Origin of the sequence: Arthrobacter sp. NamB2 (assembly GCF_005281365.1) — a bacterium.
Taxonomy (GTDB): Bacteria; Actinomycetota; Actinomycetes; order Actinomycetales; family Micrococcaceae; genus Arthrobacter_D.
On the sequence record NZ_SZWI01000003.1, the window covers coordinates 47,691 to 60,052 of the forward strand.

Consider the following 12,362-nt stretch of genomic DNA (forward strand, 5'->3'; position numbering starts at 1 on the left):
GTGGGCCTCGTGATGGGCTCGGACTCCGACTGGCCCGTCATGGAAGCCGCCGCAGCCGCACTGGCCGAGTTCTCCATCCCCTACGAGGCCGACGTCGTCTCCGCCCATCGCATGCCGGCAGCCATGATCGACTACGGCCGCACGGCCCACGAACGAGGACTGCGGGTCATCATCGCCGGGGCCGGCGGCGCCGCGCACCTCCCGGGCATGCTCGCCTCCGTGACTCCCCTGCCCGTGATCGGTGTGCCGGTCCCCCTGCGGTACCTCGACGGCATGGATTCCCTGCTCTCCATCGTGCAGATGCCTGCAGGCGTCCCCGTCGCGACCGTCTCCATCGGTGGCGCCCGCAACGCGGGGCTTCTCGCCGTCCGGATGCTGGCTGCGGGCACCGACGACCAGGCGCAGACGCTCCGCCGGCAACTCGTCGACTTCGCGGACGCACTGCGGGGGACGGCGGAGGCCAAGGGCGCGGCGCTCCGATCCCGCATCGCGGCGTCGACGACGGACCACGCATGATCACGGGCACGCGTGTCGCGGGTACCGGCGGCGGGGGCGCCGGGGGCAGTGGCACGACCGGCCTCACCGATCCCGTCAGGTATCCCCAGTCGGCGTCGCCCGCCGTCCGCACCAAAAGGGCGTTCGTCCTCCTGGCCATGACGCTCGTCCTTCCAGGGTCGGCGCAGGTCGTGGCGGGCAACCGGCGGCTCGGTCGGCGCGCCCTGAGGACGACCTTCACCTGCTGGGCGCTCGTCCTCCTCGCACTCGTCCTCGCGCTGACCGATCGCAGCCTCGTCGTCGGCATCGTCACCCACCGCTGGTGGTCGCTGCTGCTCATCGTGGCGATGCTGGGCCTCGCACTCGCGTGGGCGCTGCTCTTCGTCAACACGCTGCGCCTGATCCGGATGCCCCTGCTCGATCGCGGCGTGCGCCCGCTCGTGGCCGGCACGCTGGCACTGCTCATGGTGCTCACCAGCGGGTCGCTCGCCTACGGCGCCTACGTACTGAACGTGGGCCGTTCCACCGTCGGTTCGATCTTCCAGTCCGGGCCCGCGTTCGATCCCGTGGACGGGCGGTACAACTTCCTGCTCATGGGCGGCGACGCCGGCGAGGACCGCACGGGACGCAGACCGGACAGCATCTCCGTGATCAGCGTCGACGCCGCCACGGGCGCGACGGTGACCTTCAGCATCCCGCGCAACTTCCAGAACGCCCAGTTCTCTGCGGACTCGCCGCTCTGGGAGGTCTACCCCGAGGGTTACAACTGCGGTGATCCCTGCATCATCAACAGCCTGTACACCGACGTGGCGCAGAACTACCCCGACCTGTACCCCGGTGCCACGGATCCGGGGGCGGAGGCGATGATGGACGCCGCGAGCGGCGTGCTCGGGATCGAGGTCCAGGCCTACCTCCTGGTCGACATGGGCGGCTTCGAACAGCTCGTGGACGCAATGGGCGGCATCCGCATCGATGCCGGTGGCTGGGTGCCCATCACCGCGGGCGAGATCCCGGGTACCGACCCGATCCGCCACTATCCCCCGGACGGGTGGATCAAGCCGGGCGTGCAGACGCTCGACGGCTACCACGCGCTCTGGTACGCGAGGTCGCGCGAGTTCGTCACGGACTACGACCGCATCGCCCGCCAGCAGTGCGTCCAGCAGGCAATGATCGCCCAGCTCGATCCGGCGACCGTCCTCACCCGCTTCCAATCCATCGCGGCAGCCGGCACGCAGATCGTCGAGACGGACATCCCGCAGGACCAGCTGGCGAGCTTCGTGGACCTCGGGCTGAAGGCCCAGGGCCAGGAGACGCGCCGCCTGACGATCGGTCCCCCGGACTTCGGCACCCCCGCCGACAACTTCGTGACCTACCCCGACTTCGACCTCATCCACAGCCGCGTGCAGGAGATGTTCGTGCAGGAGCCGGCCGACCCTGCCGCGGACGCTCACCTGCAGCTGGAACGCGCGGTCGTCGTCGCGCAGCTGCCGGCGCAGACCACGGACGGAGAGATCACCGAGGAGTACCTGCAGGAACTCGCCACCATCGGCGACGACGCCACCCTCGGTGACCTGCTGGCCAACAACGGCCAGTGCTCCCCCGCCTGACCGACGCCTGCTACCGCTGACTGCGGCCGGCTGCTCCCGTTGAGCGGGCCACACGCCGGACGAACACACCTCCACGAGCCGAAGGAACCCGACGATGTACCTCCTGCACAACACGCTGCGCCCCTACGCCTGGGGATCGGAGAGCGCCATCGCCGAGCTGCTCGGACGGGAGCCGTCGGGCGGGCCCGAAGCCGAACTGTGGGTCGGGGCTCACCCCGATTCTCCGTCGCACGCGGTGTTCACGGACGGCAGCAGGCGCAGCCTCCAGGACCTGATCAGCCAGGATCCGCAGGGCCTTCTCGGGGAGACGGTCGCCGAGCGGTTCGACAACCGCCTGCCGTTCCTGATGAAAGTACTCGCTGCCGGATCCGCACTGTCCCTGCAGGTCCATCCGAGCCTCGAGCAGGCCGCTGCGGGCTACGACGCCGAGGAGGCCGCCGGGGTCCCCCAGGGCGCGCCGCACCGCAACTACCGCGACCGCAACCACAAGCCGGAGATGATCTACGCGCTGACGCCGTTCGAGGCCCTCTGCGGTTTCCGGCCGCTGCCCGAGGCGGTCGACATCTTCACGTTCCTGGCCTCCGCCGTCGGACCGGGCTCGCCCGCGCACGAACTCCTGGACAGCGTCGCCGGATACCTCGCGGCCGGTGACACCGCGGCCCTGCGCTCAGCCTTCACGCTCCTGCTCGAGGCACCGCAGGACGTCGTGATGGACGTCGAGAGGGCGGTCGCCGGCCGCACTGGTCCGTCGGACCAGGACCCGGACGCCGTCGCGCGTGACCTCAGGACCGTCACCGAGCTGAGCGGCCAGTACCCGGGAGATCCGGGCGTGCTCGTGGCGCTCCTGCTCAACCGTGTCTCCCTCGAGCCGGGAGAGGCGCTCTACCTTCCGGCCGGCAACATCCACGCCTACCTCAACGGGCTGGGCATCGAGGTGATGGCGTCGTCGGACAACGTGCTGCGCGGCGGCCTGACGCCGAAGCACGTGGACACGGACGAACTGCTCTCCACCGTGGTCTTCGAGCCCCTCGCGCCCCCCGCACTGTCACCCGAGTACACCCTCCTCGACCAGGAGCTCTACCGACCGCCCTTCGACGAGTTCCAGTTGCAGCGCATCGTGCTGGCGGACAGCGCCGCCGGTCCGGACGGGCAGCCCGCCGACGGAGTGGAGGCCGGGGTGGACGGCGGGGTGGACGCCGGGGTGGACACGGGAGTCAACGGCGGCCATGCCGACACGGCTCTTCCCTCCGATGAGAGCCTCACCCCCGCCCATGTCCCGGTGGTGCAGAACGGTCCCGTGGTGGTCCTCGCGGTCACCGGACCGATCCTGCTCGACACCCCGAATTCGACGCTCTCGGTGCCCCGCGGTGGGAGCGCCTTCGTCGCAGCATCGGAGGCCCCGCTCGTCGTCCGACCCGCAGCCGACGGATCCGGGGCGACGGACGGCCCCGTGCTGGCCTTCGCCGTCACGGTGGGCGGGGAGATGCCGGCGCTCTAGCGTGCCGCGCAGACTCCCCGTACGGCACCGACCAGACGACCGGCCTGCTTGCGGCCCACCTGCATACCGCGCTTCGCGACCGGCAGCGCGCGGCTGAACAGCGGATGGAACGGTGAGAGCGGCAGGTCCCAGGTGCCGGCGAGCTGGTCCTCGTGTTTCGCCCAGCCCATCTTGAAACGCGAGACGCCGTCGTTGAGCAGGCCGTTGAAATCGTAGCGGGACACCCCTCGGGCCTTCATCTCCTGGATGGCGAACCACTTGAGCGCGTAGTTCGCTCGTAGCCGCTCGCCCTCGTCGGTCATTCCGCCGTAGAGCTCGAAGGAGGTCGTGTCCGTCGTCGAGAGCCAGAGGAACGCGACGACGTCCTCCCCCTGGAAGGCCGCGTACACGGGCGAGGCATCGCCGAGGTTGTCGAAGATGTCGAGGTAGTAGGTGTCCTCGTGGATCCCGAATCCGGCGCGCTCTGCCGTCAGCCGGTACACGTCGAGGCATGCGCCGATCTCGCTGCGGACGACCCGCCGAATCTCCAGTCCCTCCCGGCCGGACTTGCGGATGTACTGGCGGTGCTTCTTCGTCATGTCCGCCAGCAGTTCGTCCTCCGACCGGTTGAGGTCCAGGATGAGCGTCCGACCGATCAGGATGGTGTTCGTGCTGGCCTTCCAGCCGGCACCCGGAAGCGCGCGTACGACGTCGCTCCCGGCATCCCAGTCCGGCTCGATGGACAGCGCCACCGACCGGTGCGCGGCGCGTACGTAGCCGGCAATGGCCTCGAGGACCTCGATCTCGCGCCCTTGCACCGTCTGCGGACCGCGCGGGATGTAGGCGAGGCTCCGGAGCGGCAGGGGCAGCGATTTGCACACGATCTGGGCGGCACCGACGACCACGCCGTTCTCCGCGACCAGCACCCGGTCGGCACTCCAGCCGTGCGCGGCCTTGGTCTCGCCCCAGCCCCATAGTTGCTGGGGATGGCCGGCCAGCTGGTTGACGGTGGTGTCCCAGAGGGCACGATCATGGCAGGGCGACACGGAAAGACTCATCGGACCAGCCTATAGGGGCACATCACGGACCCGCTGCGCCGGGGCTCGCGACGCGACGGGCGGGGTCTACTTGATGCGGGCGTAGGTCTCCCACTTGTGGGCCTGGTGCTCGCCGTCGACGACGCGGATGGTGCCAGACTTCGAGCGCATGACCATGGACTGGGTGAGGACCTTGTCCTTGCTGTAGCGCACGCCGCGCAGCAGGTCGCCGTCGGTGATGCCGGTGGCGGCGAAGTAGCAGTTGTCGCTGGTGACGAGGTCGTTGGTCGAGAGGACGCGGTCCAGGTCGTGGCCGGCGTCGAGGGCTTTCTGCTTCTCGTCGTCGCTCGTGGGCCAGAGCCTGCCCTGGATGACGCCGCCGAGGGACTTGATGGCGCATGCCGCGACGATCCCCTCCGGCGTGCCGCCGATGCCCATGAGGGCGTCGACGTCGGTACCTTCGCGAGCAGCCGCGATGGCTCCCGCCACGTCGCCGTCCATGATGAACTTCGTGCGCGCACCGGCTGCCCGGATCTCCTCGACGAGCGGCTTGTGGCGGTCGCGGTCCAGGATCATGACGTTGAGCTGACTGACCTTCTTGCCGCTCGCCTTCGCGATGAGGTGGAGGTTCTGCTTGACCGGCAGGCGCAGGTCCACCATGTCGGCGGCTTCCGGGCCGGTGACGAGCTTCTCCATATAGAACACGGCGGACGGGTCGAACATCGAGCCGCGCTCGGCCACCGCGAGGACGGCGAGCGCGTTGTTGATGCCCAGGGCGGTCAGGCGGGTCCCGTCGATCGGGTCGACGGCGACGTCGCACTCGGGTCCGCTGCCGTCGCCCACGCGCTCACCGTTGAACAGCATGGGCGCTTCGTCCTTCTCGCCCTCGCCGATGACCACGACGCCGTTGAAGTGGACGGTCTGCAGGAGGGAACGCATGGCATCCACAGCGGCGCCGTCGGCGAGGTTCTTGTCACCGAAGCCGACCCAGTGGCCGCCTGCGATCGCCGCTGCCTCCGTGACGCGTACGAGTTCCAGCGCGAGGTTGCGGTCCGGCTCGTCGTCCCCGACGGCAAGAGCCGGCGACAGTGTCGAGTACTGGGCGTTCGTAGCGTTCTGGGACACGTTTATCCTCATCGTCGAAGGTGTTCAGGCAGTACGCGGGCGTACCTGTTCCGTGCTGTCATCATAGGCGGGCACCGCCCCGCCCGCCCTGTGATGACGCGTACATGCATCCCGATGCGGCGCTCTCCGGTTAGGCAGCATGGCCGGTATCAGCGAAAATGGAAGGGTGAGCGAACACGGCGATGAGCGGACCACCCCAGCAACCGAGCCCGGTGCGGGTGCCGGCAGGGACGCGGCCGCGCACCCTGGGCAGCGCCCGGGTACGGACCCCCGGCTCGAGGCGGAGCTCGGTGACGACGCGCCTCCCATCACACTCACCCCGAACCAGGCGAAGCGCGCGAGCTCGACGGTGCGCGGCATGCTGCTCGCCACTGGCGCGACGATCGCCGTCGTGCTCCCCGTCTACTTCCTGAACCCCACCTACACGGCTGAGACGTACCGGCGCGACATCGACGTCGCCACCGTTGCCCGCCAGGCGGCGGGCGACGCCGGCTACCTCCCCGCTGCACCGAGCCTGCCCGATGGCTGGTCGTCCAACTACGCGCGCTGGGTCACAGGCCGCAGTGACAGCGTGGATTTCTGGGAGGTGGGCTTCCTGACGGCGGACACCGGCTTCATCCAGCTCACCCAGACCGACGACGCCAATCCCACCTGGATCGCGCAGCGGATCGGTGATGCACAGGTATCGGGAACACGGTCCATCGGCGGCCTCGAATGGGAACTGCTCGACGCGCCGGACGGCGATTCCGTGCTGACGGCCGACGTCGACGGCTCCACCGTCATCCTCAACGGCGAGGCGAGCCTCACGGAGTTCGACACCATGGGAGCGGCAGTCGTGGAGGAGGTCCGGCAGAACGCGGTCGAGGAGGCCGAGCGCCTGTCATCTTCGCGAGCGGACGGCTGATCCCAGTACAGTGGGCGGCGTGACTCAGCAATTGACGCCCGCCGCGGCGTGGCACCGGCTGCAGGAGGGTAACGCGCGGTTCGTCGCCGCCGACGTCTCCCACCCCAACCAGGACGCCTCCCGCCGCACCGCCCTCGTGAACAACCAGAATCCGTTCGCCGTGATCTTCGGGTGCTCGGATTCACGCCTCGCTGCGGAGATCATCTTCGATCTCGGCCTCGGAGACGTCTTCGTGGTGCGTACAGCCGGTCAGGTGATCGACGACGCCGTCCTCGGCTCGCTCGAGTACAGCGTCAGCGTCCTCAAGGTGCCGCTGATCGTGATCCTCGGGCATGACAATTGCGGCGCCGTCACGGCGACCATGAACGCCGTCGACACCGGGGACATGCCGACCGGTTTCCTCCGCGACCTCGTCGAGCGGATCACGCCGTCGGTCCTGACCGCTCGCCGGGCCGGGATCACGGAGGTGAATCCCACAGTGATCGAGCACACGAAGCAGACCTCCAAGCGGCTCGTCGACAGTTCGCGCGTGATCGCCGAAGCCGTCGCGGACGGCAGCGTGGCTGTCCTGGGCGTCTCCTACCGCCTCGATGAGGGCAAGGCCGTGCTCGTGTCAGGATTTGGCGCACTGTAGCGGCGAGGGCGAGAATTGCCGCATGACTCCAACGCCTGCAGCCAGCCCTGAATCCAGCTCCACGACCGGCGCTACGCCGGGCACGGGGGGTGCGGAGTACCGCATCGAGCACGACACGATGGGCGAGGTGCGCGTTCCCGTCAACGCCCTCTACCGTGCCCAGACGCAGCGCGCCGTCGAGAACTTCCCGATCTCGGGCACCACCCTCGAACGCGCGCACATCGAGGCGCTGGCCCGCATCAAGAAGGCCGCGGCGACGGCCAACGCCGAACTGGGGGTGCTCGACGAGGAGCGCGCCCGGGCCATCGAGGCCGCCGCGGAGGACGTCGCTTCGGGCAGGTACGACGGCGACTTCCCCGTCGACATCTACCAGACCGGTTCGGGGACCTCCTCGAACATGAATGCCAACGAGGTCATCGCGACCCTCGCGAGCCGCGCGCTCGAAGCCGCGGGCAGCACGACGACGGTCCACCCGAACGACCACGTGAACGCGTCGCAGTCCTCGAACGACGTGTTTCCCACCTCGGTCCACGTCGCCGCGACATCGGCTCTCGTCAAGGACCTCGTTCCCGCACTGGCGCACCTCGCCGAGGCCCTCGAACGCAAGGCCGAGGAGTTCAGCACCGTCGTGAAATCGGGCAGGACCCACCTGATGGACGCCACGCCTGTCACCCTCGGCCAGGAGTTCGGCGGCTATGCGGCTCAGGTACGCTACGGCATCGAACGCATCCAGGCGTCCCTCCCCCGCGTCGCCGAGGTGCCCCTGGGCGGTACTGCCGTCGGCACCGGCATCAACACTCCCGCCGGTTTCTCCGCGCGGGTCATCGAGCTGCTCGCCGAGGACACCGGGCTCCCCCTCACCGAGGCGCGCGATCATTTCGAGGCCCAGGCCAACAGGGACTCCCTCGTCGAGGTCTCGGGCATGCTGCGGACGATCGCCGTCTCGCTCACGAAGATCCACAACGACCTGCGCTGGCTCGGCTCGGGACCGAACACCGGGCTCGGCGAGATCGCTCTCCCCGATCTCCAGCCCGGTTCGTCCATCATGCCCGGCAAGGTGAACCCGGTGATCGCCGAGGCTGTCATCATGGTGTGCGCCCAGGTGGTCGGGAACGACGCCACTGTCGCGTGGTCCGGCACGAACGGCGCATTCGAACTCAACGTCGGCATCCCCGTGATCGCGCGCAACGTGCTCGAATCGATCCGCCTCCTCAGCAACTCGACCCGGGTGTCGGCCGACCGGATGATCGACGGCATCACCGCCAACGTCGAACGTGCCCGGTTCCTCGCCGAGGCGTCCCCTTCGATCGTGACGCCACTCAACAAGTACATCGGCTACGAGAACGCGGCAAAGATCGCCAAGAAGGCAGTCGCCGAGGGTCTGACGGTGCGCGAGGCCGTCCTCGCACTCGGCTTCGTCGAGAGAGGCGAGCTGACCGAGGAGCAGCTCGATTCGGCCCTGGATGTACTGTCCATGACTCGACCTCCGCAGGCCTGAAGCTCGTAGGTCAACCGCCGGCCGTCAAAGGTCGTCGCACGAAGGGGCGCACCTGTGGGTGCGCCCCTTCTGCGTACCAGGAATGATCAATTTGCACTGCTCATTCGATAGTGCAATTATGTACTCCGTGTCCACCAGTGCAAAAGCCGATGAACTCGGGCTCCGCGAACGCAAGCGCCGCACCACCCGGACCTCCGTGGTGGCGGTCGCCCGGCGGCTGACTCTGGAGCACGGCTTCAGCGGCTTCACCATCGAGCGATTGTGCGATGAGGTCGGTATCTCGAGGCGGACCTTCTTCAACTACTTCCCGTCCAAGGAGGACGCCGTCCTCGGCCACCCCGACGAGAGCCCGGCCGAGGAGCTGCTCGCCGCATTTGCCGAGTCCGGGCGCAGCAGCACGCCGGTTCCCCTCCTCGACGCGCTCACCACCCTGTTCGTGGAGTTCGGCGCCAGGATGGGGATCTCCCGCGAGGAATACGAGTCGATGTCCGCCGTTCTCCACCGCGAACCGCACCTCATGGCCCGGATGTTCGCCCAGGCCGAGTCCAAATCGCAGGTCCTGACCGAGCTCATCGCCGCTCGTGAGGGACTGCCCCCGGACCACCCGCGGGCCCGCGTCGCCACGTTCGTCCTCGGCGGGATCGCCCGCCGTTCCATGGACGAGTTCTTCACCGAGGGCAACGACCTCACCTACGCGCAGATCTTCGTCCGCAACGTCGACGCCCTCCGCTCACTCTTCACGACCCCCGACCCGACAGCGTCCCAGAACGAGGAAACAGCATGAGTACAACGACGGCGCCTGACGGGCCACTTCTCCTGACGCAGAAACGCATCTGGATCATCTTCTCGGCCCTGATCGCCGGGATGCTCCTGTCCAGCCTCGACCAGACCATCGTCTCGACGGCGATGCCCACCATCGTCGGGCAGCTCGGTGGGGTCGAGCACCAGACCTGGATCACGACCGCGTACCTCCTCGCCACCACGATCGTGATGCCCATCTACGGCAAGTTCGGTGACGTCCTCGGTCGGCGCAACCTCTTCCTCTTCGCCATCGCGCTCTTCACCATCGCGTCCATCGGATGCGCCTTCGCCACCGACTTCTGGGCCTTCGTCATCTTCCGCGCCATGCAGGGGCTCGGCGGCGGGGGGCTCATGATCCTGTCGCAGGCGATCATCGCCGACATCGTGCCGGCCAACGAGCGCGGCAAGTACATGGGGCCCCTCGGCGGGATCTTCGGTCTCAGTGCCGTCGCCGGCCCGCTCCTCGGCGGGTACTTCGTCGACCACCTGACCTGGAACTGGGCTTTCTACATCAACATCCCGATCGGTATCGCCGCCTTCGCGATCGCCTGGTTCACGCTGCGCCTGCCGTCCAGGAAGGCGACGAAGCGCATCGACATCCCCGGCGTCGTCCTGCTGTCCATCGCCACGACGTGCCTGATCTTCTTCACGGACTTCGGCGGGGACGCTGCTGAGGGCTGGACCTCGCCGCTCACCTGGGCCTTCGGCGTCGGCATGGTCCTCGCGGTGGTCGCCTTCATCATGGTGGAGCGCCGCGCGGAGGACCCGATCATCCCGCTCGAGCTCTTCCGCAACCGCACTTTCGTCAACAGCACCGGGATCGGCCTGACCCTCGGCCTCGGGATGTTCGCCGCACTGGCCTTCATGCCGACGTTCCTCCAGATGGCGTCGGGTACCTCCGCGGCAGTATCGGGTCTGCTCCTCGTCCCCATGATCGCCGGACTCATGGGCACCTCGATCTACTCCGGTATCGCCATCTCGCGCTCCGGCCGCTACCGCAAGTATCCGATCATCGGCGTCTCGCTGACGCTGGCGAGCCTGCTCTGGATGTCCACCCTGACCGCGGCCACTCCCATCTGGGTCATCTGCACGATGCTCTTCTTCTTCGGCGCGGGCCTCGGCCTCATCATGCAGGTCATCGTCCTCGTGGTGCAGAACTCGGTGGCACCCACGATGATCGGCGTCGCGACGAGCACCAACAACTACTTCCGCGAGGTCGGTGCCTCCCTCGGTGTCGCCGTCTTCGGGGCCATCTTCACGAGTCGGCTCTCCGAGCGTCTCAACGGGACCTTCGCCTCCTTCGGCGCCAGCCCCGAGGCGGCAGGACAGGCGACGTCGACCCTGGATCCGGCGGCCCTGAACGCACTGGCGGCCCCCGTCCGGGACGCCGTCGTCAGTGACTACGCCGAATCGCTGGCACCCGTGTTCCTCTACCTCGTGCCGTTCCTTGTGATTGCGCTGGTACTCGCGCTGCTCCTGCGTGAGATTCCGTTGTCCGAGACCTCGGGGATGGTCGCGCGGGGCGAGGCGATCGGCGGCGAGGACGCAGTCCGCCTCGAGCGCGAACGGGCGGCAGGCATCGTCGTCGGAAGCGCACCCAGCGATGCGGCCGGCGCTGCAACCCTTGATGGGTCACGGACCGGCCCCACCTCCGGGTCGGGCAGCCGCGGCGCGGAGCCCGCCGACTCCTGACCGCGTCGCGGGGGCAGACGCCACGCTCTCACCTTCGGCCCGGCAGTCGTCGGGCGAGGCCTGCCGGGCAGGCCGCCGTGTCACCGGACGAAACGCGTGCGTCCGTCGAAGGAGCCCGCGCCCTGCACGAGCGCGAGGTGACGGGCGTTCAGGGCGGGCAGGCCGTCCAGTGGGAACCATCGGACGGCGAGCGATTCGTCGTCGTTCACCCGGGCGGTCCCGCTGACCCACCGGCACCTGAAGTCGAGGTTGAGGAAGGTGCACACGTCCCCATTGGGAAAGGTGATGGGACCGACGACACCGGCGTCCAACAGGCACTCGACCTCGACGATGACTCCCGTCTCCTCCTCGATCTCCCGTCGCAGCGCAACCGCCGGTTCCTCTCCCGGCTCGACCATCCCGGTGATGATGGTCCAGGCACCGGTGTCGGCGCGTTGTCCGAGCAGGACATCCCCTTCATCGTTGAACACGACTCCCCCGACGCCCGGGAGCCACAGCGGATCATGACCGATCTTGCGGCGCAGGGCGAGGACGAACTCCGGGGTGGGCACGCTTTTCAGCGTAGTACAGCGAGGGTGAGGCCTGCCCCCGCGACGAGGAACGGGCCGAATGCCACCGATGAGCCGAGGGTCGCCCGCCGGGCGAGGACGAGCGCGACGCTCCACGTCCCGCCCAGCAGGATCGCGAGGAAGGGCCCCCACCACAGCGCGGGCCAACCGGCGAACCCCAGATAGAGGCCGAGGAGTCCGGCGAGCTTCACGTCCCCGAAACCCAGTCCGCGTCGGTACAGCAGGTGCAGTGCCGCGAACCCGGTCCACAGGAGCGCTGCCCCCACCAGCATCCCGAGGACGCGGTGCCATTCGCCGGCAGCGCCTGCCGAGCCAGCCAGCAGGAGGATGGCTGCGGGATAGGACGGCAGGACGATCCGGTCGGGTAGGCGGTGGGTGCGCCAGTCGATGACACTCAGACGGGCACCGACGGCGAGGAAGCCGGCCAGTGCGACGGCGAGGAGGACGAAGGCGAAGGGCTCCTCCTCCAGGTACGCTGCGAGCACGGCGGTCATGGCTCCCACGCTACGCGACGGCCCTGATC

12 protein-coding genes are annotated in these 12,362 nt (G+C 68.6%); 8 read left to right on the forward strand and 4 right to left on the reverse strand.

The annotated features are described in order from the left end of the window. Positions 1-12 precede the first annotated feature (12 nt). From purE to manA, 3 genes are all read left to right on the forward strand, one after another. Entirely contained in the window at positions 13-516 is a 504-nt protein-coding gene (gene purE / locus FDK12_RS06725) for a 5-(carboxyamino)imidazole ribonucleotide mutase (RefSeq protein WP_411266157.1), read from the forward strand. Then, the gene (locus FDK12_RS06730; protein WP_137368866.1) at positions 513-2,102 is read left to right on the forward strand and encodes an LCP family protein; all 1,590 of its coding nucleotides are present in this window, start codon (positions 513-515) and stop codon (positions 2,100-2,102) included. Before purE ends, FDK12_RS06730 begins: the two co-directional genes overlap by 4 nt. Positions 2,103-2,196: 94 nt before the next feature. Further along, complete coding sequence (gene manA / locus FDK12_RS06735; RefSeq protein WP_137368867.1) at positions 2,197-3,600, forward strand: mannose-6-phosphate isomerase, class I; 1,404 nt, start codon at positions 2,197-2,199, stop codon at positions 3,598-3,600. Here the strand turns inward: manA and FDK12_RS06740 are convergent. Both FDK12_RS06740 and glpX read right to left on the reverse strand, forming a co-directional pair. Beyond that, a complete protein-coding gene (locus tag FDK12_RS06740; protein WP_137368868.1) occupies positions 3,597-4,637 on the reverse strand; it encodes a lipid II:glycine glycyltransferase FemX in 1,041 nt (346 codons plus the stop codon). The two genes, manA and FDK12_RS06740, sit on opposite strands and share 4 nt — an antisense overlap. 66 nt (positions 4,638-4,703) lie before the next feature. Then, positions 4,704-5,753, reverse strand: coding sequence for a class II fructose-bisphosphatase (gene glpX, locus FDK12_RS06745; protein WP_137368869.1), 1,050 nt, complete (start codon positions 5,751-5,753; stop codon positions 4,704-4,706). A 154-nt stretch (positions 5,754-5,907) separates the two neighbouring features. Here glpX and FDK12_RS06750 point away from each other — a divergent pair, with 154 nt between their 5' ends. The 5 genes from FDK12_RS06750 to FDK12_RS06770 all read left to right on the forward strand — a co-directional run bounded on the left by FDK12_RS06750 (position 5,908) and on the right by FDK12_RS06770 (position 11,270). After that, positions 5,908-6,645, forward strand: coding sequence for a DUF4245 domain-containing protein (locus tag FDK12_RS06750; protein ID WP_223263147.1), 738 nt, complete (start codon positions 5,908-5,910; stop codon positions 6,643-6,645). 19 nt (positions 6,646-6,664) lie between these two features. Further along, complete coding sequence (locus FDK12_RS06755) at positions 6,665-7,279, forward strand: carbonic anhydrase (RefSeq protein WP_137368871.1); 615 nt, start codon at positions 6,665-6,667, stop codon at positions 7,277-7,279. Between the two features lie 22 nt (positions 7,280-7,301). Continuing rightward, on the forward strand, positions 7,302-8,777 hold the full coding sequence (locus FDK12_RS06760; RefSeq protein WP_223263148.1) for a class II fumarate hydratase: 1,476 nt from the start codon (positions 7,302-7,304) through the stop codon (positions 8,775-8,777). A 127-nt stretch (positions 8,778-8,904) separates the two neighbouring features. Then, entirely contained in the window at positions 8,905-9,561 is a 657-nt protein-coding gene (locus tag FDK12_RS06765; protein ID WP_189636285.1) for a TetR/AcrR family transcriptional regulator, read from the forward strand. Continuing rightward, positions 9,558-11,270, forward strand: a complete 1,713-nt coding sequence (locus tag FDK12_RS06770; RefSeq protein ID WP_137368873.1) for an MDR family MFS transporter — start codon at positions 9,558-9,560, stop codon at positions 11,268-11,270. Before FDK12_RS06765 ends, FDK12_RS06770 begins: the two co-directional genes overlap by 4 nt. Before the next feature lie 80 nt (positions 11,271-11,350). On the opposite strand, the gene FDK12_RS06775 is transcribed toward FDK12_RS06770, so the two are convergent. Further along, on the reverse strand, positions 11,351-11,821 hold the full coding sequence (locus FDK12_RS06775; RefSeq protein ID WP_137368874.1) for an NUDIX hydrolase: 471 nt from the start codon (positions 11,819-11,821) through the stop codon (positions 11,351-11,353). 5 nt (positions 11,822-11,826) lie between these two features. Next, positions 11,827-12,333 (reverse strand): prepilin peptidase, encoded by a 507-nt coding sequence (locus FDK12_RS06780; protein WP_137368875.1) that lies wholly within the window; start codon positions 12,331-12,333, stop codon positions 11,827-11,829. Between the last annotated feature and the right edge of the window lie 29 nt (positions 12,334-12,362).

Bases quoted from the DNA above. Each gene is read 5' to 3' on its own strand.
- purE (WP_411266157.1), top strand. From the start codon at position 13: ATGGGCTCGGACTCCGACTGGCCCGTCATGGAAGCCGCCGCAGCCGCA.
- FDK12_RS06730 (WP_137368866.1), top strand. From the start codon at position 513: ATGATCACGGGCACGCGTGTCGCGGGTACCGGCGGCGGGGGCGCCGGG.
- manA (WP_137368867.1), top strand. From the start codon at position 2,197: ATGTACCTCCTGCACAACACGCTGCGCCCCTACGCCTGGGGATCGGAG.
- FDK12_RS06740 (WP_137368868.1), bottom strand. From the start codon at position 4,637: ATGAGTCTTTCCGTGTCGCCCTGCCATGATCGTGCCCTCTGGGACACC.
- glpX (WP_137368869.1), bottom strand. From the start codon at position 5,753: ATGAGGATAAACGTGTCCCAGAACGCTACGAACGCCCAGTACTCGACA.
- FDK12_RS06760 (WP_223263148.1), top strand. From the start codon at position 7,302: ATGACTCCAACGCCTGCAGCCAGCCCTGAATCCAGCTCCACGACCGGC.
- FDK12_RS06770 (WP_137368873.1), top strand. From the start codon at position 9,558: ATGAGTACAACGACGGCGCCTGACGGGCCACTTCTCCTGACGCAGAAA.
- FDK12_RS06780 (WP_137368875.1), bottom strand. From the start codon at position 12,333: ATGACCGCCGTGCTCGCAGCGTACCTGGAGGAGGAGCCCTTCGCCTTC.